The sequence below is a fragment of the Streptomyces griseus genome (assembly GCF_900460065.1).
GTDB classification, from domain to species: Bacteria; Actinomycetota; Actinomycetes; order Streptomycetales; family Streptomycetaceae; genus Streptomyces; species Streptomyces griseus.
Window position 1 is genome coordinate 46,441 of the sequence record NZ_UAVD01000037.1, and the last position, 24,906, is coordinate 71,346.

Sequence of the window (24,906 nt, forward strand, 5' to 3'; positions counted from 1 at the left end):
GTCAGCTGCCGAGCGTCGCCAGGTCCTGGACCATGACGTTGGCCAGCTGGTTCCCGTCCGGCCGCACCTGGCGCAGATACCACGTCTGCACCGGTGAGTGGGCCTTCTCGCCGAACTCCCAGGCGCCGCGCGGGCTGTCGATCTGGCCCAGCCCGGCGATGGCCTTGTTGATGGTCTGCGAGGTGACGTCGCCGTCCTTCGCCGCGTCGGCGATCGCCTTGTCCAGCACGGCCGCCGCGTCGTAGGACGCCATCGCATAGGTGGTGGGCTGCGTGTCGTGCTCGGCCGTCCAGTCGGCGGCGAACGTGCGGTTGGCCTCGTTGTCGAGGTCGGCCGCGTAGTTCAGGACCGAGTAGATGTCCTTCGCCGCCGCGCCCTGCGCCTGGAGCACGCTGCCCTCGGTCACGAAGGCCGTGTACAGCGGCAGGTCGGCGATGTCCGACTGGGCGTACTGCTTGGCGAAGTCGATCGCCGCCTTGCCCGCGTAGAAGCAGTACACCGCCTTGGCGTCCGTCTTCGCGATCTCCGCGAAGTACGGCATGAAGTTGGTCGTCTTCGGGAACGGCGTCCAGGTGGTCTTGCCGTCCGGGTTGGCGAGCTTCCCCTTGATCCGCTTGAACTCGTCGGTGAAGCCGCGGAGTTCGTCGTGGCCTCCCTGGTAGTCGGGGCCGATCGCGTAGACCGGCCCGTCGACCTTCTCCTTGATGTACGGGGCGATGGCCCGGCCCGGCTCGTCGGAGAGGAAGCTGGTCGTCCAGACGTACTCGATGTCCTTGACCGGAGGCCGGGCGTTCGATCCCAGGAGGGGGATCTTCGCCTGCTGGATCAGCGGCAGGACCGCGTTGACCGAGCCGCCGCCGACGAGGCCGGTCAACACGTCGACCTTGTCCTTCTTGACGAGCTTGGTGGCCGCGGGCACGGCGGTCGGCGGGCCGTCGCCCTCGTCCGCCACGATCAGCTCGACCTTTCGTCCGCCCAGCTTGTTGCCGTGGGTGTCCAGGTACAGCTTGAAGCCGTCCCGCAGCTCCGTGCCGACCGGCTCGTAGGTGCCCGACAGGGAGGCCACGAGGCCGATCTTCACGGTGTCGTCATCGTCGGCGCCGCTGTCACCGCTGCAACCGGTCACGGCCGCCAGCCCGAGGGCGAGGGCGGCAGCGCAGGCCGGCCGGATTCTGCGGCGGTGGGGGCGGGAAGGGGCGAAGGGGAACATGGGGGCTCACATCACAGTCTCGGGGGCGGGAGTGTCGTGCGTGCGAGCCGGTCGGGACGGGGGCGGCGGGTGGCCGCCACCCGTGGGGAGTCCGGACCGGCGGATCAGCGCGGGGGCGGCAGGCTCGGGTCGCGGACCTGGGGAGACAGCGAATCGCCGACCTGGTTGATCAGTTCGGACATCATGTAGCTGACCTCGCCGATGTCCGCGTCCCGGGTCGTGGTGACGAGCAGCGAGGCCCCGCTGGAGACGGCCATCGAGAACATGTAGCCGCCCTCCATCGCGGTGAGGCTGTGCTCCACGGGGTCGGTGTCGGTCAACTGGGCAGCGGCGGAGAGCAGGTTGACGACGCCGGACGCGATGGCGGCCAGCCGCTCGGCGTCGTCGCGTTCCACACCGGTGTACGCCAGCGCGAGTCCGTCCACGGACACGGCTATCGCCTGGGTGACTTCCGGGAGACGCCCGGCGAAATCGCTCAGGATCCAGCTCAGGTCGGAGGAGGTGGTCATTTCTCGGTCCGTTCGGTGGTGTCGTCCGGGGCGGAACGCCCCCGGTGGTTCGTGCTCCGGTTGATGCCCTGGGCGTATGCCGCCAGCACGTCGGAGACCTGTCGGGAGTCCCTGCGACGGGGCGACGGCCGCGGCGCTCCGCCCCCGGGACGCTGTTCTGCGCCCTCCCGCTTCCCCGCGGTGGGCCACTGCTGAGGTGCTCTGCGCTGCCGTACGGGCAGCCCCGAGGAGCTGACCCCGGCGACACGTGACACCGGCTCGTCGTGCACGGGGTGCGGCGCGGGCGCCGTGCCGTGGTCCCGTTCACGGGCGCCGCCGCGGGGCCCGTCGTGGCCGGGCGGGGCCTGCCGCTCGCCGTCCGCGGGGGCGCCGACCCCCGCCCCGACCCGGGTGCTGTCACGGCCGGGACGGGCCTTCACGGCGCCGCCCTGCCGGCGGCCCCCCGGCCCCGGCGGTGTGATCGGCCGGGACGCCTCGTAGCCGACATCGTTGCCGACCGTGCCCGCTGTCGGGACCGGGTCTTCCTTCAGGTCCAGCGCCAGCACCTTGGCCGGCAGCGTGACCTCGGCGATGGTGCCGGGGCCCGAGGAGTCGCGCAGTTCCACGACGATGCCGTGGCGCGCGGCGAGTCGTGCCACCACATGCAGCCCCATGGACCGCACGTCGCCGATGCCGGCCTGCGGTTCGAGCAGGGCGGCGTTGTGCACCGCTCGGCGTTCCGCCGTGATGCCCACGCCCTCGTCGACGATCTGCACGACGGCCCGGTCCCACAGTCGCCAGACGGCGACCCCGACCTGCTTGTCCGGGGGCGAGTAGCGGGTCGCGTTGTCGAGCAGCTCCGCCAGGATGTGCGCCACGTCGTGCACGGCACGGGCGGTGACCCCGATCCCCGACTCGATCACGCCGAGGGAGACCCGGTCGAACCGCTCGATCTGCTGGGCGGCGGCCACGATGACGGTGGAGCAGTCCACATCGGCCGAGCGCACCCGGGCGTTCCCGTAACCGCCGAGGACCAGCAGGTTGTTGGTGTTGCGCTCCATGCGGACGGCGAGGTGGTCGAGAGCGAAGAGGGTCTTCATCCGCACCGGGTCGGCCTCGTCGCGCTGCACCGTGTCCAGCTCGGACACCATGACAGCCGTCAACCGGGCGCCGCGGCGCGCGACGCCGACCAGCGTCTCCGCCAACTGCTCGTGCACGTGCGCCTGTTGGGCGGCGAGTCGGACGGCCTCGTGGTGGACGGCGTTGAACGCCTCACCGACCTCGCCGATCTCGTCCTCGCCCGTGGTTCTGACCGGGTCACCGGTCCGCCGGGCCACCTCCTCGGGTGTCGCGCCGCGCAGTGCTCCGGGCTGGGACAGCTCGCTCATCACCGCGGGCAGCCCGGAGTGGGCGACCTCGTGCGCGGCGTTGCGCAAGTCGCGCAGCCGCCGGATCATGACGCGGCCCAGGCGGATCGCGACGACGACGACGCCGATCAGGGTCAGCACCACCAGTACGACCTCGGCGCCGGCCGTCCAGAGGAGCGTGGCGCGTACGTCCAGGACCTGCGCGAGGACGGCGGCGTCGACCCGCTTCTCCACCGAACGCAGCATCTCCTGGCGGTCGTTGGCCGCCTTCTGCCATTCCTTCGGGGTGACGGTGATGTCCTTGCCGGCGCCCGTCCGCCCGATCTCGTCCTCCAGGCGCCGGGCCTCCAGCGCCTTCGTCCCGGAGAGGGTGCGCTCCAGCCAGGTCCGCCATTCGCCCGGCCCGAGGTCGAACATGGCGCCGGTCGACTCGGTGTAGCCCAGCCGCCCGGCGTCGAACGTCCGCTGCGAGGCGATGGTGAAACCGCCCGCGGCCTGCGCCCTCGCCACGGTGACCTGCTGCTGGGCGGTGTGCTCCGCCGCCTCGGACAGGGCGGCCGCGGCGCGGATCCGGTCCGCGATGTCGGCGTCCACGCCGTCCGCCTGCGCGATGCCGTCGCGGTAGCTGTTGAGGTCGGCGATCACGATCCGGTAGCCGAAGGCGAGGGCGGAGACGGTGCTGCTTCCCGAGCGCACCTGGGCGCGGAGGCCGGGCATCTCCTCGACGAAGCGCTCGATACGGTCGAGGGCGCCCCGCGCGCTGCCGGGTACCGCGGAGAGCCCCTCGGTCCGGCTGCGGAACCCGGCGATGCTCTCGTCGGTCGCGGTCGTGCGTAACCGGAACGCCTCCGCGTCTCCCTGTTCGGAGACCAGGGCGGTGGCCGCGGCCCGCTCACGCTGTAACCGGTTGGCCAACTCGCTTGCGCCGTCGGCGGCTTCGACCATCGCGGCCAGCCGGTCGGCCTGGAGCGCCTGGTTGGTCGCCGGCGCGAGTGCCAGGACCGAGAAGGCGACGGCCACGGTGAGCGGCGCGGTGACGAGGAGTACGAGGCGACGATTGATTTTCACTGCGCGGCTCCGTCGCCGGAACCGGGCTCGAGTATCGGTGACACGCGGATACCTGTACCTGTTTACGGATGGTGGGGGGTGTCGGTGAGGGCGTGCTGGTGGGAAGAACGATGACGGTGGGGGAGCGATGCCGGTGGGGCAGCAGAGGCCCCGGGGGCGCGCGGCATGATCCTATGCCGTAGTACCCGTCCGGGGATGGGGGAATCAGCGAAAAAACTGCGCACCGAGCGCACAGAGATGTTTGGACTTCGCTCACAAGTGAGCACAAACCAAAGGATCTTGACGGTGCCGGTCATGCGCGTCGCCGAGACCGGCCGTGCGGCGCCGAGTGCCGGCCCATGCCCGTACGCCTCTGCCCCCGGGGCTCCCGACGCCACGGCTCCCGCCCCGCGCGGCCGGCCGCCGGGGGAGCGCGAGCCGCGCGTCCTTCAGCGGCCCGGTCGCCCCGTCCCACGGCGCCGCGCAGGCCACCCGGGCCCTCGACAGCCCCCTCGCGCGGCCCGATGAATGCCGTCGGGCGGCGTGACGGTCCCCCGGCGGTCGCCCCGGTCGGACGTCACGCGTGCTGTGCGGTGGGCAGGAGGGCGGCAGCCAGCTCGCGCCACGCACGTTCGGGCAGTGAGAGGGGGTCGGCGGTGAGCACGTGCAGGCAGACGTGATCGGCTCCCGCGTCGAGGTGCTCCTGGACCCGTCGGCGGATCGCTCCTTCGTCCCCCTGGGCGACGATCGCGTCCACCAGCCGTCGGCTCGGGCCGCTGATGTCCTCGTCGCCGAAGCCGAGCCGCCGTACGTTCGCCTCCTGGTGCGGCGCCAGGAGGTAGCCGGCGACGTGTGCTGTGGCCACTTCGCGGGCGCGGGCGAGGTCGGTGTCGAGCACCACCGCCTGCTCCACCGCCAGGAGGGCTTCCGGTCCCATGATCCGGCGCGCCCGTTCGGTGTGCTCGGGGGGTACGAAGTAGGGGTGCGCGCCCCAGGTGTGCTCGGCGGCCAGCTGGAGCATCTTCGGGCCGAGGGCGGCCAGCACGCGGCGCGGAGCCGGGGCCGGAACGGGGCCGTGGGCCGGTACCGCGTCCATGGCCCGCAGGTAGGCGCGCATGGTGGTCACCGCCCGGCCGCGCGCCGGCAGGGGATAGCCGTCCCGTTCGTGGACGGTGTCGTCGACGCGGTGTCCGCCCAGGCCGAGTAGGTAGCGCCCGGGGAACGCCTCGCCCAGGGCCCGTGTCGCGGTGGCGGTGGCGATCGGGTCGCGGAACGCGATGTTGGCGATGCCGGAGGCGACGACGATGCGCTGAGTCGCCGACAGCAACAGCCACGCCTGGCCGACCGTATCGCGGCCGAACGCCTCCCCGTACCAGATGGCCCCGTAACCCAACTCCTCGATCTCCGCGACCGATTCGCGTACCCGCTCGGCCGGCTGTCCGTCATAGGCGGTGGTCCAGATCCCGACGCGGCCCAGCTCGGTCCGTCCGCTGTCCGTCATGTGCACTCCTCGGGCCAAGGCATTCCGGAGAGGTTCTCCGTTTGGCGCACGCTACTATACGGAGAAGCTCTCCGCTTGGCTCTCCGGGTTCGACCGAAAGACGGGACGATGACGACTGCACACGGGCACGGCTCCGCGCGGCGACCACCGCGCGCCGATGCGCGACTCAACCGGGAACGTCTCATCGCCACGGCACAGGACGTGTTCGCCGAAGCGGGGCCGGAGGCGTCCCTCAACGAGATCGCCCGCCGGGCCGGCGTCGGCCCGGGGACCCTCTACCGCCACTTCCCCAACCGCTTCGCCCTGCTGACCGCTGTCCTCAGGGACCGGATCGAGGCGCTGTGCGGGCTGGCGGAGACGCTGCTCGCCTCGGAATCGGCCGACGACGCGCTCGCGCGGTGGCTGCGCGCGTTTCTCGTCCACGCCCGGGTCGACCAAGGGCTGGGGGGCGCGGTGATGACCGAGGACCCGGACGCGCTGGGGCTCGACTGCCATCGTCTGATTCTCGACGCGGCAGCCGGTCTTCTCGCCCGGGCCCAGCGGCGGGGAACGGCGCGCCCCGACCTGACCGCCGACGACCTGGTCCGGCTCGTCGTCGGGATCGCGCTGTCCACTGCTCACGGCACCGACTCGACACAGCCCGACCGGCTGCTCGGTCTGGTGCTCGATGCCACGTACGGGACACCGCTTCGCAACGGGTGACCGCGACGAAGGCCTCCGCACGCCAGGTCCTGCTCGCGTGTGCGCGTGACCCCGAACGCCGAAGGCGTCCACGGAGTTCGCCGGCGTCTCGGCCGGGCACCGCCCGGGCGGGCCGCGTCCGGGCGGTTCGCGTCCGGGGGGTGAGCGGCACGCCGCGGGGGCGCTGTCGAGCGATCAGCCTCGACGGCAGCGCACGCGGAGATCCGAAATCACGGCCTTCTCCCGCGCGTTGACGTCACCGTCCACCGAGGCCACCTGTTCGGCCACGTCGAGGAGGTCGCTCAGATCCCCTGGCTCCGCGTCCAGGCGTCGCCACACCTCGGAGGCGTCGACGTCGACGAGCCGAGCGAGTCGTTCGTCGACGATCTGGTGCCGCTCCCGGACCAGCCTCACCAGATGGCGCATCAACAGTGCCTCGTCGTCCGCGATCGTGCGGTTCGCTCTGATGACGAGCCACGCCACCCACAGCATCGACCGCGGGTGCCGACTCCGGCTGCTCAGCCCTTCGGCGACTTCGATCACCCGAGCCTCGTTCCGGAAGACCGCTTGCGCGTGCCGCCCCGCGACCAGCGTCGTGTAGCGGTTCAGCACCACCGCGAGGGGCACGCCGACGAGGGGAATGCCGATCTTGATGACGTTGCGCTGGAGAAGGTACTTCCCGACGAACGGGAGCCCCTTCGCGGCGTTCAGCACCCCCTTGGAGTAGAAGCGTTTGATCACCGGCCGCACGACGACCGGAACCGCCTTGGCCACACCTTCCCGGGCCACTTCCCCGCTCTTGATCGTGAAGGCCACGCGTATGAGCTTCCACAGGTCATCGGGGTCGGACAGGTCGAGCGGGACCCGGTAGAGGACCGCGATGTCGTGGGCCAGACGGAGCTGGAGCCGGGTGGTGAACGCGACATCGACCATCAGCGTCGCGACGGCGGCCGGGACGGTCGCCGGTGAGGCCCCGCCGAGGGTCCCGATGGTGGAGGCGACGGCCGCGGTGTAGGCCCCGGCGGAGAGGCCGCCTTCGAGCGCGGCGTACCGGGCCGCCATCTTGATCCGCTGGTCGACGATGCCGTCCGGGGGTACGCCCTCGTACCGCTCCTGGAAGTACTGCCAGTCGGCCTTCGCCGTGTAGGAACTCATGGCCTGGGCGCAGAGCTTGGTGAACCAGTTGCCGGACTTGATGTCGTCGGCACTGAGGCCTTTGACGAACTCGCGTATCTCGGAACGCTCCTGCTCGACGGTCTCCCGGGCGGCACGGGTGTCGGCGTCGTCGTCGCCGGCGTCGATCACGGCTTCTGTCATGGTGGGTTCTCCCGGGTCGGTGTCCGTCGGGACGGCTGGTTCTTGTGCGGGCCGCAACCGCCGAGCAGGACACCGCACGAAGAAGTGGTCGCGCGTCCGGCCCCGCGTGAACCGGTCGAAGTCATCACGGGCGAACGGCGGGAACGCCGGGCGGTCCGAGACCCGGCCCGGCCGACGACCGCGGTCTGTGCCGTGCGCGTGTCCTCTTCCTCTGCGTACCGCACGGGGCTCCTGGTGGCGGATGGTGGCTGGTTGGCCGCTCGGTGCGGCGCGGAACGGGTTCTCGCACGGATACCGAAGACGCCCATGGCGTTGGGCGGATGCGGCTCCCTGCGAGGTACGGGCACGGGTGCGGCTGGGCTGCGCTCCGGGAGCCGAGTCCGATCGGGCCGATGCCGATGCCGATGCCGAAGTCGAGGTTTTTGACGGTGCCATCACGGGTCAGTGTGAGCACGGCGGGTTTCGGATCACCCGGGCGGCGATCCCGGCGATGACCTGCGCGCCGATGGCGGGCCTCCCCCTTTTCTTCACCTGCCGCATGCGAGGCGGGCACCTTCTCCGGAAGCGTATACCGCGAGCCGATCGTCCACATGGCGTACTTCTGTGGACATCGCCAACACGTCGCGTTTCGGCCGTCTCTGTCGCGCGATCGACGTGCGGAGGTCGCCACGGAGAGACGTCACCGCCGTTCGCTAAGGTGCCGTGGCGTGGACGTTGCTGATCTCGACCGCCAGGTCCGGACCCTGTCCGGCTGTATCCCGCCGCAGTTGGCCGACCGGCTCCTTGGGCTCGGTCATGAACAGGACGTGGAGTCCCTGGCAGGCCGGGGCGAATGGTTCTGCGCCCGGGCGTGGGCCCGGCTCCTCGGCGAGCGGGGCCGGCACGACCGTGCCCGGGACGTCCTCGCCCCGTACGTCGCCACGGGCTGGTGGCCGGCTGCCCGGGTGCAGGCAGAACTGCTGGAAGGCCGGGGGCGGGCGCTGGAGGCGATCGCGCTGACGCGCCCCTACGCGCGGGCCGGTGACCGGATGGCGCTCGACTTCGTGGGCCGCCTCATGGCCCGCCACGACCACGGCGCCGAAGCCTTCGACCTGCTGAGCCCGGGAGTCGAGGACTGGTTCCTCGCCGACGCGCTGGTGGACGTCGCCGAAGCGGCCGGCCGGGACGCGGAGGCCGCCGAGCTGCTGAGCGCCTGGATACCGGCCGACCACCGCTGCGACACCCCGTGGTGCTGCCGCAGCGGTCTGGACCCCGACACCGCACTCGGTCTGCTCGCCCGGATCCGTGAGCGCCAGGGCCGCGTCGACGAGGCGATCGCCCTGCTGCGCGCCCGGAACGGCACCTCCGTCAACGGCCGGGACCAGCTCGCGGAGCTGCTGGCCCGACACGGCCGGATCGAGGAACTGCGGGCGTACGCGGCCTCCGACGTACACGGGCACGCCGCGCAGCGCCTGGCCGAAGTGCTGGAGGAGCGCGGCGACCTGGAGGGCGCGATCGCCGTCTACCGGCAGGAGAAGGCCGGTTCGAACCGCCGCTACCACGATCCCGTGCTGCTGGCCGGGCTGCTGTCCCGCCACGGCCGGGCCGACGAGGCGATCGCGGGATTGCGCGCGCAGGTGGACTCCCCGGGCGGGGCGGAGGACTGGGTCGTCGACGCGCTGTGCACCCTGTACGCCGAACACGGCCGTGCCCGGGAGGGTCTGGCCCACCTCGACGCCCTCAAGGAACGCCGCGGTGGACAGGAGGAGTGGGACTTCTTCCGGATGCGGCTTCCCCTGCTGGCCGACTGCGGCCTGCTCGACGAGGCGATCGAACTGGCGGGCGCGCACCACGAGGGCGCCTCCTGGTACGCGGCCTGGTCCCTCTCCGACCTGCTGGCCGAGGCGGGCCGGGCCGAGGAGGCCGTCGCCGTCCTCGAACAGCACCCCGCGTCCAACGGTTCCGTCCTGGCCGAGCGCCTCATCGACCTCGGCCGTGTCGAAGACGCCGTACGGGTCCTCCGGAACCGGCCGGACCCCGAACCCGTCACCGACGATCCCTGGGACGGTGACCGTTTTGACGCCCCGCCGTTCTGACGCCGCTCCGCTGGGCCTGCCCGGGCTGCCCCTCAGGGAACGCTCTGTTCCGTCGCCAGTCCGAGACCCACCAGGTCCAGGCCGTGCCGGAGCCGCCGGAAGTAGGTGGCCCGGCTGATGTGGAGCTGCTGGGCGAGCCGCTGGTGGGTCCGCGGCCGTCCGAGGTAGTAGTGCTGGAGAATCCACCCGGCCTCGGCCTCCTCCCGCACCTCGCTGTCCGTCAGTCGCCGCACCGCCTCCCACAGGTCCGTGCGCAGTTCCGCCACCGTCCGGGGGCGCGGCGAGGAGAGCAGCGGGCTCTCGGCCAGCCGGGCCGGGTCGGCGATGTCGGCGAGGGCACGCGCCACCTCCTGGCCGGTCGGACGCGGGCCGCCGCGCATCCCCGAGGTGCGGGCGAGCCGCTCCGTCCAGTCGGGCAGCGCCGCGGAGCCGAAGTCCTGGCTGAAGATCTCGGGCTTGCGACCGCAGCGGTAGACGTCGTCGGTGGTGGTGCCGTGACGCTGGAAGCGCAACCCGCGCAGGAGCCGCTGGTAGTCCGGGTTCGGGGTGGACACCGTCAGCAGCAGACCGCCGGTGATGACCTGGCGCAGCAGGCCGCGCAGCAGGTGCGCGTGGGCGCCCCGGTCGGGGCAGTAGGCCGCGCCGAGCAGCCACCCCCCGGTGCCGCGCGGGCGGCCGAGCAGCCGGTCCGTGTGCTGCTGGAGCAGGGGTTCCACAGAGTTCACGGTGCGTTCGGTGACCTGCTGGGTGTTCGTCAGGCCGATGATCCGGTCCCCGCCGTCGCGGATCAACTGGAAGCTGGCGGGGTCGTCGACGAGCCAGCGTTCCACCAGGCGGTCGGTCCAGCGCGTGTCCAGGCCGCCGTGCCGGGCCCACTGGCGCATCAGGGTGCCGATGGCGTCGGCGTCGTCCGGGGTGGCTGTGTGGATCACGTCCCGGGTCACGCTGATGGGGAACATGGTCTCGCGGACGGCCTCGTCGTCGGCGAGGGCGATGATCCCCTCGGTGAGGCGGCTACGGCGGTCGGGGGCGGGTTCGTCGGCCAGCAGCTTCTTGCGGTGGGCCAGCGCGCCGGCCCACGCGCCGCGGTGCGCGGCGGGCCGACGCCAGCGGTGGGCCAGGTCGATGACCCCCCGGAAGGGCTCGGCGAGGGTCAACCCGAGTTCGGTGGGGACGACCGGGCTGAGCCCGGCCAGGGTGTCGAACAGGTCCGGGTCGGCGTCGAGCAGTTCCTCGTCCGCCGCCCACACCGTGGCCAGCCGGACCAGGGCCTGCTGCCACGGCCCGGCGGGCCGCTCCCGGGAGAGCCGCTCCACGATCTCCCGGGCGGCGCCGTCCGCCACCGCCCCGGCCGCGGTCGGCGGCGCACCCGCGTGGACGGCCCGGCAGGCAGCGTCGGCGATCAGCGGGTTGCCCGCGGCGAGCCGGACGACCAGTTCGCGGCACCGCGCGTCGGTCACCCGCGCCTCCGTGGCCAGACGCCCGATCCGCGCGTCCGGCCACGGGCCGGTCTCCACGACCGCGACCCCCGTGTCGGCCCACCCCGGCCGGGCCAGTAAGGAGCGCCTGCTGACCACGAGGACGGGCCTGCCGCTTCCCGGCGGGCGCAGCCGCAGCGGCTCCAGCGCGGCCAGGGCGTGGTCGCCGTCGGCGCTGTCCACGACCAGCGGAGCCCGGGTGCGCTCAAAGAGCGCGGTCGGCAGCCGGTCCAGGGCGCCGGGCCGGTCGAGGTCGAGGAGGGAGACGGGCCCGAGTCCGGCGGCCAACCGGGACTTCCCGCTGCCGAGCGGGCCGGTGAGATTGGCCAGGCCGCGGCTTGCCACCACCTCCCGCAAGGAGTCGGGCGTGGCTCGTACCGCCGGTGCGGCTGCGGGTGCCTCGGCCATCGGACCTCCAGATCACTTCGGTGCGCGGGCTCCTTCCTAGCGATCGAAGGCCATTCGTACAAGTGGTCGCACCATCCTGAACTTCCGTGGTACCAGCGGGTCGTGAGACTTCGGTGAGACCCTCACGCCCCGTCTCCCCGGGCAGACTTGGGCTTCGTCGTTCCGCCGGACATGTTCAAGGGAAGGGCCATGGGGACCTATACGATGTCGCCACTCGGTCTGAGCAGCACCGAGGAAGCGGTGTACCGGTATTTCCTGCGGAATCCTGGCGCCGCCGTCCGGGACGCGGGCACCGCCGCGCCGATGGACGGGGAGGGCGTGCACCGGGCCGCGGCGCGGCTGCGCGACCAGGGGCTGCTGCACGGGAGCGAGGCGCGGACCTGGGCCACGGACCCGGGGGTCGTGGTGGCCCGGCTGGCGGAGGAGCAGCTGGACGCCGCCTACCGGACGCTGCGCCGCCTCGCCGACCCGCGGCCGATCCTGCGCTCCCTGTGGCGGGACGTGCCCGGCCCCTCCTCGGCGGGCGGCGGGGGCGTCGACGCGGGCTCCGCGATCGCCTTCGACCGCCTGGACGACCTGGGGCAGGTCCTCGCCCGGATCGACCGGGCGGCCTTCCACGCCGACGCCGAGATCCTGGCGGCGGTGCCCAACCGGGCCCTGGTGCCGCTGGGCACGGCCCACACGCTCTCCCTCGGCCTGCGCTGCCTGCGGCGCGGCGTCCGGGTGCGGACCCTGGTGGGGAGCGAGGCTCCGGCGCCCCGGACCGGGGCGGACGACCTCCGGCGGCTGCGCTCGCACGGTGCGGAGGTCAGGGTCGCGGAGGGGCTCTCGGAACTGGTGCTGGTCTACGACCGGCGCACCGCGCTGGTCCCCGTCGACGCGCACGACATCGACCGGGGCGTGCTGTGGATCGAGGAGAGCGGCCCGGTGAGCAGTCTCGTCACCCTCTTCGAACGGTTGTGGGCGGCCGGGACGGACCTCGCCGACCCTCCCGCTCCGGAGCCGGACACCGACAGCCCCACCGGGACCCAGCGCACGGTGCTGCTCCTCATGTGCACCGCCACCAAGGACGAGGCGGGCGCCCGGGCCGCGGGCATGTCGCTGCGCACCTACCGGCGCCATGTCTCCGATCTGCTGGCCCTGCTGGGCGCGCGCAGCAGGGCCCAGGCGGCGCTGCTGGCCCGCGAACGCGGCTGGGTGTGACCTCGGGCCCGTGGCCCGCGCACCGGTGCCGGGCGGCACCGGTGCGCGGGCCACGTCGTCATGCGGCCGGGGTCCCCGCGCCGACCGGTGTCCCCGCGCCGACCGGGCCGAGCGCGGGCAGCGGCCGGCCGGTCTCCGTCCGAGGGGCCTCCGGCCCGCCGGTCTCCGTCCGGCCGGGGGGTCGGTCGGCCGGAGAGCGGGAACTCCGCCTCGCCCGCGGCCGGGCCGCACCGGTACCGCGACAGTCACCGGGTCTCGCCGGGCGGCAGGGTCCCCCGGCGGGGCGAGCAGGCCCGTTCGCCCCGCCGCCCACGACCGCCGTGCTCGCCGCGCTGCCCACGACCGCCGTGCTCGCCGCGCTGCCCACGACCGGCGGGCCCGCCGCGCCCGCCGTCCTCACCGGACGGCTCCCGGCAGGGCGGCCGGGACCGGCTCGGACACCGGGCCGGAGCCCGGCGCCGCGCCCCGGTCCCCGTCCGGTACGGGGTCCGGCGCGGAACGTCCGCCGAGGGGGCCGTCGGCGAACTGGGTGGCGGCCAGCCGCCGGTAGAGCGCGTCGGTGCGGAGGAGCTCGGTGTGCGTACCCACGGCGCGCACCCGGCCCTCGTCCAGGACCACGATCCGGTCGGCCTCGGCCACCGTGGAGATCCGGTGGGCGATGGCGACGACGGCGCACCGCTCGGCGATGCCGCGCAGGCTGTCGCGCAGCGCCGCCTCGGCGTCGGAGTCCAGGTGCGCGGTGGCCTCGTCGAGCAGCATCACGTCCGGCTTCTGGAGCAACGCCCGTGCCACGCAAAGCCGTTGCCGTTGCCCGCCGGAGAGTCCTGTGCCCTGGTCGCCGAGGAGGGTTTCGAGGCCGTCCGGCAGCTCCGCCAGCACCTCGGTGAGACCGGCGAGTTCGACGGCCTCGGCGATCTCCGCCTCGGTGGCGTCGGGCGCGGCGTACACGATGTTCTCGCGGAGGGTTCCGCGCATCGCTGCGTTGTCCTGCTGGACGTAGCCGACGCGGCCGCGGATCTCGGCGGACGGGAGGTGGGCGATGTCCCTTCCGTCGAGGAGGATCGCGCCGCCCCGGGGCCGGTAGAACCGCTCGATGAGCTGGAAGACCGTGGTCTTGCCCGCGCCGGAGGCGCCCACCACGGCGGTGAGCCCGTGGGCGGGGACGGTGAACGAAACGCCCTCCAGCACCGGGCGGTCGCCGTAGCCGAAGGAGACGTCGCGGAACTCCACCGCGTGGTGACCGCCGGGCGGGGCCGGAAGGACGGCCGGGGCGCCGGCAGGTGTGCCGGTCCGGCCGTCGGCCGGGTCCGCGGTGCCGGCCGGGTGCTCGTCCTCCTGCGGCAGGGTGTCGAGTTCGTCCACGCGCTCGACGGCCGCCCGGCCCTGGAGGTAGGTGCCGATCGAGAGGAAGACCAGCACCAGCGGCGACACCAGGTAGAACAGGTACATCGTGAACGCCGAGAAGTCGGCCAGGCTGATGGAGCCGCTGACGACGCGGGCCATGCCGATGCCCATCACGGCGGCGAGCGACGCCTGGAGACCGACATTCAGCGCGGGCGTGAACAGGGCGTTCAGCACGGTGACCCGGTTGCCGGAGGTACGGGCGCGGTCCGCGGACCCCGCCAGGCGGAGCTGCTCACGGCCCTCCGCGTTGGCGGCCTTCACCGTCGTCAGGGCGGTGAGCACGCGTTGCAGGTCGGCGCCGAAGTCACCGATGTCCTCCCGGTTGGCCAGGGCGGCCCGGCGCAGCGCGCGGGCCAGCCACACCGACCCGGTCCCGGCGACACCGAGGCATCCGACGGCGATCAGGAGCAGCCAGACATCGGTGAACGCCATCATCACCACGGCGCCGACCACGATCAGCCCGTTGAGGACGATCTGGGCGAGGCTCTGGGTGAGCGCGATCTTCATCAGGGAGGTGTCGGAGACCAGCCGGGTGTGCAGGTCGCCCTGGCGCCGGGTGTCGAGGTGCGCGCGGTCGGCCCGGAGCACCTTGCCCGAGAGCAGGACCCGGGCGTCACGGACGATGTTCTCGCCCGCCCGGCCGATGAGACAGCCCTGTGCGGCCGAGAGCACGGCGTCCAGCAGGAACAGCACGACCAGCGCCACGACGATCCCGACCACCGGGCGGTTGTCCCCCGCGGCCCTGATCAGGTCGCCCAGCAGCACCGGCTGCGCCAGGGTGCACACCACGCCCACCAGCCCGAGCGCGGTGCCCCCGAGGAGCAACCGCCACTGCTTGCGGGTCAGGTTCCGTACGGCGCCGCCGGACGCCGCCGCGGCGGCCGTCATGACCGCTCCTCACCGGAGGCGGGGCGGCGGTAGCGGCTGATGTGGACGCCGCTCCCCTCGGGCACGAACGGGCTGCCCGCCCAGTCGCCCTGCCGGGACACCAGGACGAGACCGGCTTCGGCCGCGTACGAGTCGACGTCCTCGGCGGTGGTGAGCCGGGTGACCTCGGTGCCGATGCTCACCCGCCCGCCCTCGTGCACCAGGTGCGAGGCGTGCCAGAGCCCGCCGGGGATCAGGGTGGAGTAGGTCTGCACGCCGGTGCCCGGTTCGGCGTAGGGAATGAAGAAGGAGGTGCGGGCCAGCCCCTCGTGCAGGGCGGTCACGAAGCCGGGGTTGTGGGTCTCCACGACGAGGGTGCCGCCGGGAGCCAGGTGCCGGGCCGCGCGCGCGACGGCCGTCCGCTGCTCCGCGGGGTCGCAGATCAGCGAGAGGGTGGCGCAGATGCAGTAGACCAACCCGTACCGGGCGTCGTCGGCGTAGGTGCGGATGTCGCCGTGCACCGGGGTGACCGGGGCGCCGGTGGCGTCGACCGTTTCGCACAGCCGCTGGAGCATCTCCGGCGACGAGTCCACGCCGACGACCTCGCCGGAGAGCCGGGAGAGCGGGACGGCGACGCGTCCGGTGCCCACGCCGAGTTCGAGGGTGCCTCCGCCGGGGTGCCAGGAGGCGAGGACCTCGGCGGTGCGTTCTGCGGAGCCGTCGTGGGGCAGCAGACGGTCGTAGAAGTCGGCGAACACCCTTCCGTAGCCGATGTCCTGGACCTCGGGAGCGGTGGCCACGGGGGTCGAGGAGGGGGCGGCGGTGCTCATACGGTCTCGCTTTCTCGCACCGGTGCCGCGGTCTCGCGCATCGGTGTGTAGGGGGAGAGGAAGATGATCTCGGGCTCCTCGGCCTTGTCGTAGCCCGATTCCTGGACCAGGGCGAACTGGAAGCCCTTGACGTCCGGCGTGCCGGACCGCTCGATCTCCTCGCGGAAGAACGTGCGCAGGATCCGGAAGGACGGCAGGGTCGCGGCCACCTCGAACCCGCGGTCGAGGACGCGCAGGATCTCGCTGCCCAGGTCGTACACCGCCTTCTCGGCACGCCGTTCGGGGAACCAGACGAACTGGCGGGCGCGGCGGCCCTGGATGACCTCCAGCGCGGACCAGTCGGAGGTCTCGCCCGCCTCGTCGAGGGTGCGGTAGTAGAACTGGAAGTCGTGCTGGGCCGGAGTCGGGGCGAAGAAGCGCCAGTTGGGGAAGATGCTGGAGAGCGGGTCGAGCCGCTGGACCCGGTCGAAGGACGGGTGCGGGTGCTGGCAGCAGACGGCGCCGAGGAAGACGACGCCGGCCACGAGGCGGACCTTGCCGTCCGCGCCGCCGAAGGCGCGGTTCAGCAGCGAACCCGTGGCGGTCGGGAGACGGGGTGTGCTCATCGGTCCTCCTCGGACGCGGTGGACAGGCCGGACGGCTGCGCACCGTTCAGGAGCCGGGACTCCGGTTCCCGCCCGGCGGTGTCGGCCAGGAAGGCCAGCAGGTGGCGGAGCGTCTCGGCGGCGTACTGGGGGTCCGTGAGGATGCCGTCGTGGTCGGCGCTCTCGATGACGACGTTGCGGACGGTCCGGCCCTCGGTGTGGGCGTCCGCGAGGTCCTTGTGCATCAGCAGGTGGTCGGGGTCGCGGTCCACGGTCCGCTGGGCGGAGAGCACCAGGGCATGGGTGTCCAGGGCGTCGAGCGGCCCGGTGAAGGAGGGGAAGTCCCGCTCGACGGCCTTCCACTCACGCACCGCGGCCGTCCACACGCGGGAGTCCGCGAACTCCGTCCTGACCTTGTCCCGCACCTGTTCGGGCAGGTTGGCGACCGGCTCGGGCGCCCGCATCAGCACCCCGAAACCCAGCCGCAGGCTGATGGCCATGGTGCGCAGGCCCTCCCCGATCCGCGGGGCGGTGGCGCCCTGCTGCGCCGACCGGTTGAGCTGTCCGGGATGCGAACTGTCGACGTACACGACGGAGTTCACCCGGGAGCCCAGCCTGACCGCCGCGCGGCGGGAGATCTCGCCGCCCAGGGAGTGGCCCATCAGCACCACTTGACGCCCCTCCGGGACCGCCGCGCCGATCAGGTCGACCAGGTCGTCGACCGACTCCTCCAGCGTGTACTCCCCGTCCGCGCGGCGCCGGCTGGGGCCGTAGCCGGCCCTGTTGTACATCAGCCACTGCCGGTCCCCGCCGACGAGGGCGCGGGCGATCCAGGCGAAGTACGCGGGGCAGGCGCCCAGCCCGTGGACGAAGACCACCACCGGGTCCGCACTCCGGCGGTCGAGGGTGCTCTGCACGCTCAGTTCGTTGCCGTGCCGGGTGGTGACGACGGTGCCGCCGTGCGGGGCGTCGGTGACGCGCAGCCGCCGGGCCACCGCGATCGTCCCCAGCACGGCCGCGCCGCCCGCCGCCAGCAGGGCCACCGCGGCCGGCATGGTGTCGTCGCGGCCCGCCACCGCGGGGTGGCTGCGCGGCGTACTGGTGTAGGCGACCATCGGGTGCATCGCGGCGAAGGCCGGGAGGAACCTGCCGAGGCCCATGACGTAGCCGTTGGCCACGTGGAAGAGGACGGCGCCGCTCAGCACCGGGCGGGTCAGCCGGCCGCCCTTCAGGTAGAGCACCGGGAACAGGCACTCCAGGCTCAGCACTCCGTAGACGAGGGCGCGGGTCGTGCGCGGGTGGTGGTGGACCAGCTTCCAGATCCCCTCGTGCCCGTACGTCCTGGTCCGCATCACCCCCGCCAGCGCGGCCCCCGACCGCCAGTCGGGACCGAGCAGCTTGACCCAGCCGGAGATCAGGTAGGACAGGTTCCCCTGGAGCGCGACGTACCAGATCAGGGCGTCCTGAGTGCGGGACGAGGGGGCGAGCCTGGCCAGCCCGGTCACGGTCTGCACCATGGTGGACGCCTGGTCGGAGCCGTCGGTGCCGTAGCGCTCGCCCGGGTAGAGCAACGCCCCGCTGACGCCGAGGTAGAGGGTGGCGGCCCCGCGCCACCGGCCGTTGCCGGGCAGCATGAGGGCAGCGCTCGCGGCCACCCGCCCGACGTGCAGCGCCCGGTTGGTCCGCTCGTCGGAGGCCAGGTCCAGCAGCTTGCGGAAGGGCCTGCCGTAACGGGCGTACGCGTCACGGGAGATGGCCCAATCGTTCATCCGGCTCGACCGGTGATCCCGGCGGCGCGCGAGGTGCTCGACGCTGGACAGCAGGGACGTCGTCGCGGCCAGTCGCTCGGTTGCGCCCATGGCTTGCTCGCGGGAGAGCGGGACGGGGCCTTGCAGGGCGGACAGGACAGCGCGCAGCGTCGGCCGCAGCCTGCTGGGTCCACTCGGTCTGGTAAGGCGTGAGGGCATGGACGGGCCTTCCGTGCTGGGGACGAACGAGGCGGGGGGCTTTTGGGGACGAGGCGGAGGGAGCGGGCAGCGCTCGGGCCGGTACGGGGTCCCACGGGCCCGGCGGGGTGCTGCCCGGGGGCGCGACGGGGCGTGCGGGACGGGCTCCCGCCGGGCCGGGCTCGTGCCGGGCGGGGCCGTTCGTGCCGGGGCCGGGCCGCGAGTCCGGGCGGGGTGGCATGGGCGGGCGACCGCCCTGGAGGCGCTCGTCCCCACGCCACCCGCGCACCGTCGCTCCCGGCCGGCCCCGGCACGGTGGCCGCGGCTCCCCGTGCCGGAGCCGGGGCGACGGACCTACCGCCCGGCGCCCGGGCCGCCGTTGCGGCCCACCGCCCCCTGGGACGTCACCGCGATCAGAGGGTTCCCCCACCGGTGACGGGGACGGCGTGAGGAGCTCACATCGGGAGCTCGACGTTGCCGCCGCAGTGGTTGTAACCGGCGGCGAAGGCGTTCACCAAGGCGACGCCGAGGGCCACGCCGGCCACGACCCCGGGGGTCGCGGTGACCGGCGCGAGGGACGACAGCGCCCGGCCGGGGTCGGACTCGGACAGACCGCCGGCGCCGCGCAGGGCGGCCGGAGTCGGAGACATGCTCATGGGGCTCTCCTCACTGGAGTGATGGAACGAAACGGTCCGGTGCAGGGGGACGCGCGCCTACATCGGGAGTTCGACGTTGCCCGTCGCCGCGCGGCCGGCCGCGTAACCGGCGACGAACGCGACTCCCATGGTCGCCGCGATGGCCACCGGGGTCGCGGCGACCGGCGCGAGGGTCGGCAGCGTCACGCCGGCGTCGGACTCGGTGAGGGCACCGGTCGCGGTCAGGACGGCCGGAGCGGAGGACTTGTTCATGAAACTCTCCTACGGGTGAGATGTCGGTACGGGTGAGATGCGGGGCCACCCGCGAGGGCGGCCCGTCGGGCTACTGCGGGAGCTGAATGACGCTTCCGGTGAGGCAGACCGAGACCTCGACGCATGCCGTCATGGTGAACGTGACGGAGGCGACCGGAACGGTGTCGAGCAGCGCCCGGCCGTGGTCGGACTCGGACAGGGCACCGGTCTCGGAGAGAACGGCCGGTATCGAAGCGGTGTTCAAGGACTTCTCCTCGCTGGTGGGCGGCCGGTGGGGTGACGCCATGGGCGGACGACGCCGACGGGACGGACCCACGGGTGCGGGCGCCGCATGCCGTCGGCCGCGTGCCCTGTCGGCGGACGGCCTTCGCCTCGTGGAGCCGCTTTCGGCGCGGCAACCGACGCGGGCGGCCCCTGACGGGGACACGGCTCCGAAAGGAGGGCGTGGGACGGGCCGCCCCGGTGGGAACGGCGGGTGTCCGGGCCGCGCGCCGGGCGTCTTCCCCGGCGGATACGGATGGTGGGGTGCCGCCGCCTACATCGGCAGTTCGACGTTGCCGCCATTGGCCAGATGGCGAGCGGCCACGCCGGCCGCGAAGGCGACCACCACGGCACCCGCGGTGGCCACGACGGCCGGGGTCGCGGCGACCGGGGACGCGCCCCCGAACACCTGCCCACCGGCGCTCTCGTCGAGCGGGGCGACGCCCCTGGTCCAACCGGGTTGTCTGAATTCGGGCATGTCTCTCCTTCATCGATGAGCCGTCACCGGGGCCCATCCAGGCGCGCGCAAGCGCACCCGGGAGCCGGCCCCCGCGTGAACAGACGATCTGTGATGCGCTCCACACGATGCCGAGCGCCCGACGCAAAGGGAAGACCACTCAGCTGGCATGAGGATGCGGACTCGGACGCAACATGCTGCGGGTTCGGGCGAGGGGGTATGCGGCGCGTGCCGCGTCCGTTAACCCGCCCTGGAACGCGTGGTGTTGAGCGCGATCGGCGGAGCTTCCCCGACGCTTCGCGAGGCCATCTCGGCGGCAGCTCGAACAGCTGACGGGTACTCGGCGAGCCCGGACGTGACGTCAAACGGCGGGAGCGTCTTGCTGCGCACGCTGCCGGACCGGAACCTGCTCCGGTCGACCCGAACGGGCAGACCTGCCCTGCCGGACCAGCGCGGTCGGTGCGATCACTGGTGGAGGCTCGAACCCCGCCGGACTGCCGGCCAGCACGACCGAGTGCGACGCCGCTTCCGGCAGGCCGGTCGAGACCTTGTCAGCGACTGGCGGAATGTCATCAACGCCAACGCGGCGCTCAAGCGCGGAGGTTGCTTCACCTGGAAGTTCGGAGCCACTGTGGGCCACGGCGTCCACGGTTGGGCACGTCCTGACTCCCCGGCACCCGACCCAACTGTCCACCGGATCGAAGGCGCTGCGGCGATTGCCACCGTGGTAATTCCACTGCTGTCACGCCGCTACGGCGTGACCGTCACGCGGGCGGCGGCAGCATCGCGCGCCGGGTGCCGCACCGAACCGGTACCGCCCCGACGCGCGATCTGCCGCAACTCCTCCAGGTCGGAGCGCTAGATGTCCCGGAAGATCTCGATCTGCGCGCCCACCGAGTTCAGCCGCTCGGCCAGTTCCTCGTAACCGCGGTTGATCACGTAGACGTTGCGCAGTACGGAGGTGCCTTCCGCCGCCATCATCGCCAGCAGCACCACCACGGCGGGCCGCAGGGCGGGCGGGCACATCATCTCCGCGGCGCGCCAGCGGGTCGGGCCCTCGACCAGGACCCGGTGGGGGTCGAGGAGTTGGAGGCGTCCGCCGAGGCGGTTGAGGTCGGTCAGGTAGATCGCGCGGTTGTCGTAGACCCAGTCGTGGATCAGGGTCTGGCCGTGCGCGGCGGCGGCGATGGCCGCGAAGAACGGGACGTTGTCGATGTTGAGGCCGGGGAACGGCATCGGGTGGATCTTGTCGATCGGGGCCTCCAGCTTGGAGGGCCGCACCGTCAGGTCCACCAGGCGGGTGCGCGCGTTGTCGGCCGCGTACTCCGGGGTGCGGTCGCAGTCGAGGCCCATCTCCTCCAGGACCGCGAGCTCGATCTCCAGGAACTCGATCGGCACCCGGCGGATGGTGAGTTCGGACTCGGTCACCACCGCGGCGGCCAGCAGGCTCATCGCCTCGACCGGGTCCTCGGAGGGGGAGTAGTCCACGTCCACGTCGATCTGCGGGACCCCGTGCACGGTGAGCGTCGTCGTACCGACTCCGTCGACCCGTACGCCCAGGGCCTCCAGGAAGAAGCACAGGTCCTGGACCATGTAGTTGGACGAGGCGTTGCGGATGACCGTCGTGCCGTCGTGGCGGGCGGCCGCCAGCAGGGCGTTCTCGGTCACCGTGTCGCCGCGCTCGGTCAGCACGATGGGGCGGTCCGGGGCGACGGTGCGGTCGACCTGTGCGTGGTAGAGGCCCTCCGTCGCGGCGATCTCCAGGCCGAACCGGCGCAGCGCGATCATGTGCGGCTCGATCGTGCGGGTGCCCAGGTCGCAGCCGCCCGCGTACGGCAGGGTGAACTGCTCCGTCCGGTGCAGCAGCGGACCCAGGAACATGATGATCGAGCGGGTGCGGCGCGCGGCGTCGGCGTCGATCGCCGCCAGGTCCAGTTGCGCGGGCGGCACGATCTCCAGGTCCACGCCGTCGTTGATCCAGCGGGTGCGCACCCCGATGGAGTTCAGCACCTCCAGGAGCCGGAACACCTCCTCGATCCGGGCCACCCGGCGCAGCACCGTCCGCCCCTTGTTGAGGAGCGAGGCGCACAGCAGTGCGACGCAGGCGTTCTTGCTGGTCTTGACGTCGATGGCCCCGGAGAGCCGGCGGCCGCCGACGACCCGCAGATGCATGGGCCCGGCGTAACCGAGCGACACGATCTCGCTGTCGAGGGCTTCACCGATGCGGGCGATCATCTCAAGGCTGATGTTCTGGTTGCCGCGCTCGATGCGGTTGACGGCGCTCTGGCTGGTGGCGAGCGCCTCGGCCAGCTGCGTCTGTGTCCAGCCCCGGTGCTGACGGGCGTCACGGATGAGCTTGCCGATGCGTACGAGGTAGTCGTCTGACATGACGGCAGGTTATCTCAGATATGAGATGAGGCTGCTGTGGGGGTGTGCCGTTCGAGTGACGGGTGTGTACCGGCTCCGCGTACAGGCCTCTCCCCATCGTGCCCCGCGCCGGAGCGAAGGGCGCGGCCCGCGCGTCCGTCCGAGCGAGCGGCCACAGCCGACCGCGCCCCCTCGCACGCTTCGGTGTGAGGGGGCGCGGAGGGGGCGCGGACGGTGCGGGCCGTTGCCGCTACGCCGACGGGAGGCGGGCCGGGTCGCCGGACGCCGGGGTGTCGAGGACGGCGGCCACGGCTTCGATCTCGACGAGCTGGTCCGCGTAGCCGAGCACGGTGACGCCCATCAGGGTGCTGGGCACGTCGTGGTCGCCGAAGGAGTCCCGGACCACCGCCCACGCGGTCACGAGGTCCTCCTGCCGGGCCGACGCCACGAGGACCCGGGTGCTGATGACGTCCTGGACGGAAGCGCCCGCGTCGGCGAGCGCCGTCCGCAGGTTCTCCACGGCCTTTGCCGCCTGGCCCGCGTAGTCCCCCACGGCCACGGTGTCACCGTGCTCGTCGAGCGGGCACGAACCGGCGAGGAAGATCAGCCGGGATCCGGCGGGCGCGGTGGCCGCGTAGGCGTACTCGGCCACGTCGGAGAGGGAGCGGGATCGGATCAGCGAAACGGCGCTGGCGCGGGTCACGGTGGTGCGTCTCCTGGTGCTGAGGTCGGTCCTGGAGCCCTCCATCCTTGCAGCGTGCTCCGCGGTGCGCCCGCGCATTTTTCCGCTGGGCCGAACACGCGCCCCGCGTCGTCCACTTGGGCGGAACGCGGCGCGCGGGACGTCAGCCGATCGGCGATCCGGCGCCCAAGCCCCCTACCGCTGCCGCGGCTTCGGCGGCGGCGAAAACCACCTGCCCGGCGAGCGGTGCGCCGCTACGGTGGCCGGATGGCTCCGATCAGGCAGGTACAGATCACCTTCGACTGCGCGTCGCCCTCGCGCGTCGCGTATTTCTGGTGCGAGGTGCTGGGGTACGTCGTTCCGCCGCCACCGGAGGGGTTCGCCACGTGGGGCGACTACGACCTCTCGCTGCCGCCCGAGAAACGCGACGCGGGATTCGTCTGCCAGGACCCCTCGGGTGTGGGCCCGCGGATGTACTTCCAGCGCGTTCCCGAAGGCAAGGTCGTCAAGAACCGGGTGCACCTGTGCGTGCGGGTCGGCACCGGGCTCGTGGGGGAGGAGCGCCTCGCCGCGCTGGAGGCCGAATGCGCGCGACTGGTACCGCTCGGCGCGGTGCGCCTGCGCCTGCTGCTCGCCGACGAGGAGAACGAGTCCTGCCTCGTCATGCAGGACATCGAGGGCAACGAGTTCTGTCTCGACTGACCCCCCCCGGCTCCCGGCTCCCGGCCTCTGGCTCCTGGCACGCGGCCCTCGGTTTCTGGCGCCCGGACCGGGCCCGGTCTCTGACCGCCGCCTCCGGCCCCCGGCCTCCGGTCGCAGCGCCCCCAACCCCCGGCCCGCGTGGCGGGGCCGGGGGTTGGGGCCCGTCCGGCGGTCCGCCGCACTACCGTGGTTCCGCATGACCGACTTCGAGATCGAGATCACGGCGGACCTGGTCCGCGGCCTGCTCCAGGAGCAGCATCCGGACCTCGCGCGGCTGGCCGTCCGCGAGGTCGAGGGCGGATGGGACAACCAGCAGTGGCGCCTGGGCGACGAGTTGGTCGTCCGTATGCCCCGTACCGAGCGCGCCCCGGAACTCCAGCGCAAGGAGCGCCGGTGGCTGCCCGTTCTGGCCCCCCGCCTGTCGCTTCCCGTCCCGAACCCCGTGCGGGCCGGCGAACCGTCCGAACGGTTCCCGAAGCCCTGGACGGTCATGACGTGGGTCCCCGGTGAGCCGTTGGACCGCACTCCGATCAGCCGCGGCGAGCATGCCGCCGACGCGCTGGCGGACTTCCTCCGGGCCCTCCACGTCCGGGCGCCCGCCGACGCGCCGGCCGCTTCGGACCGCGGCGGCCACCCCGGCGCGCACACGGAGGGCTTCGGCCACCTCTTCGACGCGGTCGTCCCCGACGGTGTCGCCGACGACGTCCGGGCCGTCTGGGACCAGGCTGTCGCCGCCCCGGAGTGGGAGGGGCCGCCGGTGTGGGTGCACGGTGATCTCCACCCGGCCAACGTCGTCGTGTCGGACGGGACGCTCTCGGGCGTGATCGACTTCGGCGACCTGTTCGCCGGCGATCCGGCGTGGGACCTCGCCGCCGCGTGGGTCGTCCTCCCCGAGGGCGTCGACGCACGGTTCTTCGACGCCTACGGGGGCGCGGACGAGGCGATGATCCGGCGGGCCCGGGGGCTGGCCGCCATGAAAAGCCTGTTCCTCATGCTCATGGGCCGGAACGGGGACCAGGGGCTTCCCGGCGGCAAGCCGACCTGGGGCCCCGCGGGGCGGACGGCACTCGACCGCGTTCTGCGCACGGGCGTGGTCCGGGCGCCTCGTCCCTGAGCGCGCCGC

General features: G+C 72.9%; 21 protein-coding genes. 5 read left to right on the top strand and 16 right to left on the bottom strand.

Features of this window, described 5'->3' with window-relative positions; all coding sequences use genetic code 11:
* Position 1 precedes the first annotated feature (1 nt).
* From DTB53_RS26710 to DTB53_RS26725, 4 genes are all read right to left on the bottom strand, one after another.
* Positions 2-1,210 (bottom strand): ABC transporter substrate-binding protein, encoded by a 1,209-nt coding sequence (locus tag DTB53_RS26710; RefSeq protein ID WP_012378597.1) that lies wholly within the window; start codon positions 1,208-1,210, stop codon positions 2-4.
* A 104-nt stretch (positions 1,211-1,314) separates the two neighbouring features.
* Positions 1,315-1,719 carry a roadblock/LC7 domain-containing protein gene (locus tag DTB53_RS26715; RefSeq protein WP_003965575.1) on the bottom strand — a complete coding sequence of 135 codons (405 nt, stop codon included), beginning with the start codon at positions 1,717-1,719 and terminating at the stop codon, positions 1,315-1,317.
* Entirely contained in the window at positions 1,716-4,133 is a 2,418-nt protein-coding gene (locus tag DTB53_RS26720) for a sensor histidine kinase (RefSeq protein WP_012378596.1), read from the bottom strand. Before DTB53_RS26720 ends, DTB53_RS26715 begins: the two co-directional genes overlap by 4 nt.
* Positions 4,134-4,689: 556 nt before the next feature.
* A complete protein-coding gene (locus DTB53_RS26725) occupies positions 4,690-5,613 on the bottom strand; it encodes a TIGR03620 family F420-dependent LLM class oxidoreductase (RefSeq protein WP_012378595.1) in 924 nt (307 codons plus the stop codon).
* A gap of 108 nt (positions 5,614-5,721) precedes the next feature.
* On the opposite strand from DTB53_RS26725, the gene DTB53_RS26730 reads away from it, so the two are divergent.
* Positions 5,722-6,315 carry a TetR/AcrR family transcriptional regulator gene (locus DTB53_RS26730; protein ID WP_012378594.1) on the top strand — a complete coding sequence of 198 codons (594 nt, stop codon included), beginning with the start codon at positions 5,722-5,724 and terminating at the stop codon, positions 6,313-6,315.
* 174 nt (positions 6,316-6,489) lie between these two features.
* Here DTB53_RS26730 and DTB53_RS26735 read toward each other — a convergent pair whose 3' ends face one another.
* Complete coding sequence (locus tag DTB53_RS26735) at positions 6,490-7,611, bottom strand: hypothetical protein (protein WP_042495864.1); 1,122 nt, start codon at positions 7,609-7,611, stop codon at positions 6,490-6,492.
* A 707-nt stretch (positions 7,612-8,318) separates the two neighbouring features.
* Here DTB53_RS26735 and DTB53_RS26740 point away from each other — a divergent pair.
* Positions 8,319-9,686 carry a tetratricopeptide repeat protein gene (locus DTB53_RS26740; protein WP_042495862.1) on the top strand — a complete coding sequence of 456 codons (1,368 nt, stop codon included), beginning with the start codon at positions 8,319-8,321 and terminating at the stop codon, positions 9,684-9,686.
* Positions 9,687-9,718: 32 nt separating this feature from the next.
* Here the strand turns inward: DTB53_RS26740 and DTB53_RS26745 are convergent, their stop codons facing one another.
* Positions 9,719-11,572: a hypothetical protein gene (locus DTB53_RS26745; RefSeq protein WP_042495859.1), complete on the bottom strand. Its 1,854-nt coding sequence runs from the start codon at positions 11,570-11,572 to the stop codon at positions 9,719-9,721.
* 189 nt (positions 11,573-11,761) lie between these two features.
* Between DTB53_RS26745 and DTB53_RS26750 the strand changes: the two genes are divergently transcribed.
* The gene (locus tag DTB53_RS26750) at positions 11,762-12,775 is read left to right on the top strand and encodes a LuxR family transcriptional regulator (protein WP_030703682.1); all 1,014 of its coding nucleotides are present in this window, start codon (positions 11,762-11,764) and stop codon (positions 12,773-12,775) included.
* Between the two features lie 396 nt (positions 12,776-13,171).
* Here DTB53_RS26750 and DTB53_RS26755 read toward each other — a convergent pair whose 3' ends face one another.
* The 10 genes from DTB53_RS26755 to DTB53_RS26795 all read right to left on the bottom strand — a co-directional run bounded on the left by DTB53_RS26755 (position 13,172) and on the right by DTB53_RS26795 (position 23,102).
* On the bottom strand, positions 13,172-15,067 hold the full coding sequence (locus tag DTB53_RS26755; RefSeq protein WP_012378589.1) for an ABC transporter ATP-binding protein: 1,896 nt from the start codon (positions 15,065-15,067) through the stop codon (positions 13,172-13,174).
* Positions 15,064-15,876 (bottom strand): class I SAM-dependent methyltransferase, encoded by an 813-nt coding sequence (locus DTB53_RS26760; RefSeq protein ID WP_012378588.1) that lies wholly within the window; start codon positions 15,874-15,876, stop codon positions 15,064-15,066. Before DTB53_RS26760 ends, DTB53_RS26755 begins: the two co-directional genes overlap by 4 nt.
* Entirely contained in the window at positions 15,873-16,481 is a 609-nt protein-coding gene (locus tag DTB53_RS26765; protein ID WP_003965564.1) for a hypothetical protein, read from the bottom strand. Before DTB53_RS26765 ends, DTB53_RS26760 begins: the two co-directional genes overlap by 4 nt.
* On the bottom strand, positions 16,478-18,319 hold the full coding sequence (locus DTB53_RS26770) for an alpha/beta fold hydrolase (protein ID WP_042495855.1): 1,842 nt from the start codon (positions 18,317-18,319) through the stop codon (positions 16,478-16,480). Before DTB53_RS26770 ends, DTB53_RS26765 begins: the two co-directional genes overlap by 4 nt.
* A gap of 542 nt (positions 18,320-18,861) precedes the next feature.
* A complete protein-coding gene (locus tag DTB53_RS26775; RefSeq protein ID WP_003965562.1) occupies positions 18,862-19,062 on the bottom strand; it encodes a hypothetical protein in 201 nt (66 codons plus the stop codon).
* A gap of 57 nt (positions 19,063-19,119) precedes the next feature.
* Positions 19,120-19,314, bottom strand: coding sequence for a hypothetical protein (locus DTB53_RS26780; protein ID WP_003965561.1), 195 nt, complete (start codon positions 19,312-19,314; stop codon positions 19,120-19,122).
* Between the two features lie 70 nt (positions 19,315-19,384).
* Positions 19,385-19,558: a hypothetical protein gene (locus tag DTB53_RS36965; RefSeq protein WP_003965560.1), complete on the bottom strand. Its 174-nt coding sequence runs from the start codon at positions 19,556-19,558 to the stop codon at positions 19,385-19,387.
* Positions 19,559-19,849: 291 nt separating this feature from the next.
* Complete coding sequence (locus DTB53_RS26785) at positions 19,850-20,053, bottom strand: hypothetical protein (RefSeq protein ID WP_003965559.1); 204 nt, start codon at positions 20,051-20,053, stop codon at positions 19,850-19,852.
* Between the two features lie 837 nt (positions 20,054-20,890).
* Complete coding sequence (locus DTB53_RS26790) at positions 20,891-22,420, bottom strand: helix-turn-helix domain-containing protein (RefSeq protein ID WP_003965558.1); 1,530 nt, start codon at positions 22,418-22,420, stop codon at positions 20,891-20,893.
* Positions 22,421-22,649: 229 nt separating this feature from the next.
* Positions 22,650-23,102: a RidA family protein gene (locus DTB53_RS26795; protein WP_042498244.1), complete on the bottom strand. Its 453-nt coding sequence runs from the start codon at positions 23,100-23,102 to the stop codon at positions 22,650-22,652.
* Positions 23,103-23,348: 246 nt separating this feature from the next.
* Here DTB53_RS26795 and DTB53_RS26800 point away from each other — a divergent pair, with 246 nt between their 5' ends.
* Both DTB53_RS26800 and DTB53_RS26805 read left to right on the top strand, forming a co-directional pair.
* Positions 23,349-23,783 (top strand): VOC family protein, encoded by a 435-nt coding sequence (locus tag DTB53_RS26800; RefSeq protein ID WP_012378584.1) that lies wholly within the window; start codon positions 23,349-23,351, stop codon positions 23,781-23,783.
* Between the two features lie 196 nt (positions 23,784-23,979).
* A complete protein-coding gene (locus DTB53_RS26805; protein ID WP_012378583.1) occupies positions 23,980-24,897 on the top strand; it encodes an aminoglycoside phosphotransferase family protein in 918 nt (305 codons plus the stop codon).
* Positions 24,898-24,906 lie beyond the last annotated feature (9 nt).

Excerpts from the sequence above, each read along its gene's own strand:
- DTB53_RS26710 (WP_012378597.1), bottom strand. The coding sequence starts at position 1,210 with ATGTTCCCCTTCGCCCCTTCCCGCCCCCACCGCCGCAGAATCCGGCCG.
- DTB53_RS26715 (WP_003965575.1), bottom strand. The coding sequence starts at position 1,719 with ATGACCACCTCCTCCGACCTGAGCTGGATCCTGAGCGATTTCGCCGGG.
- DTB53_RS26725 (WP_012378595.1), bottom strand. The coding sequence starts at position 5,613 with ATGACGGACAGCGGACGGACCGAGCTGGGCCGCGTCGGGATCTGGACC.
- DTB53_RS26730 (WP_012378594.1), top strand. The coding sequence starts at position 5,722 with ATGACGACTGCACACGGGCACGGCTCCGCGCGGCGACCACCGCGCGCC.
- DTB53_RS26735 (WP_042495864.1), bottom strand. The coding sequence starts at position 7,611 with ATGACAGAAGCCGTGATCGACGCCGGCGACGACGACGCCGACACCCGT.
- DTB53_RS26745 (WP_042495859.1), bottom strand. The coding sequence starts at position 11,572 with ATGGCCGAGGCACCCGCAGCCGCACCGGCGGTACGAGCCACGCCCGAC.
- DTB53_RS26750 (WP_030703682.1), top strand. The coding sequence starts at position 11,762 with ATGGGGACCTATACGATGTCGCCACTCGGTCTGAGCAGCACCGAGGAA.
- DTB53_RS26755 (WP_012378589.1), bottom strand. The coding sequence starts at position 15,067 with ATGACGGCCGCCGCGGCGGCGTCCGGCGGCGCCGTACGGAACCTGACC.
- DTB53_RS26760 (WP_012378588.1), bottom strand. The coding sequence starts at position 15,876 with ATGAGCACCGCCGCCCCCTCCTCGACCCCCGTGGCCACCGCTCCCGAG.
- DTB53_RS26765 (WP_003965564.1), bottom strand. The coding sequence starts at position 16,481 with ATGAGCACACCCCGTCTCCCGACCGCCACGGGTTCGCTGCTGAACCGC.
- DTB53_RS26770 (WP_042495855.1), bottom strand. The coding sequence starts at position 18,319 with ATGGGCGCAACCGAGCGACTGGCCGCGACGACGTCCCTGCTGTCCAGC.
- DTB53_RS26775 (WP_003965562.1), bottom strand. The coding sequence starts at position 19,062 with ATGAGCATGTCTCCGACTCCGGCCGCCCTGCGCGGCGCCGGCGGTCTG.
- DTB53_RS26780 (WP_003965561.1), bottom strand. The coding sequence starts at position 19,314 with ATGAACAAGTCCTCCGCTCCGGCCGTCCTGACCGCGACCGGTGCCCTC.
- DTB53_RS26785 (WP_003965559.1), bottom strand. The coding sequence starts at position 20,053 with ATGCCCGAATTCAGACAACCCGGTTGGACCAGGGGCGTCGCCCCGCTC.
- DTB53_RS26790 (WP_003965558.1), bottom strand. The coding sequence starts at position 22,420 with ATGTCAGACGACTACCTCGTACGCATCGGCAAGCTCATCCGTGACGCC.
- DTB53_RS26800 (WP_012378584.1), top strand. The coding sequence starts at position 23,349 with ATGGCTCCGATCAGGCAGGTACAGATCACCTTCGACTGCGCGTCGCCC.
- DTB53_RS26805 (WP_012378583.1), top strand. The coding sequence starts at position 23,980 with ATGACCGACTTCGAGATCGAGATCACGGCGGACCTGGTCCGCGGCCTG.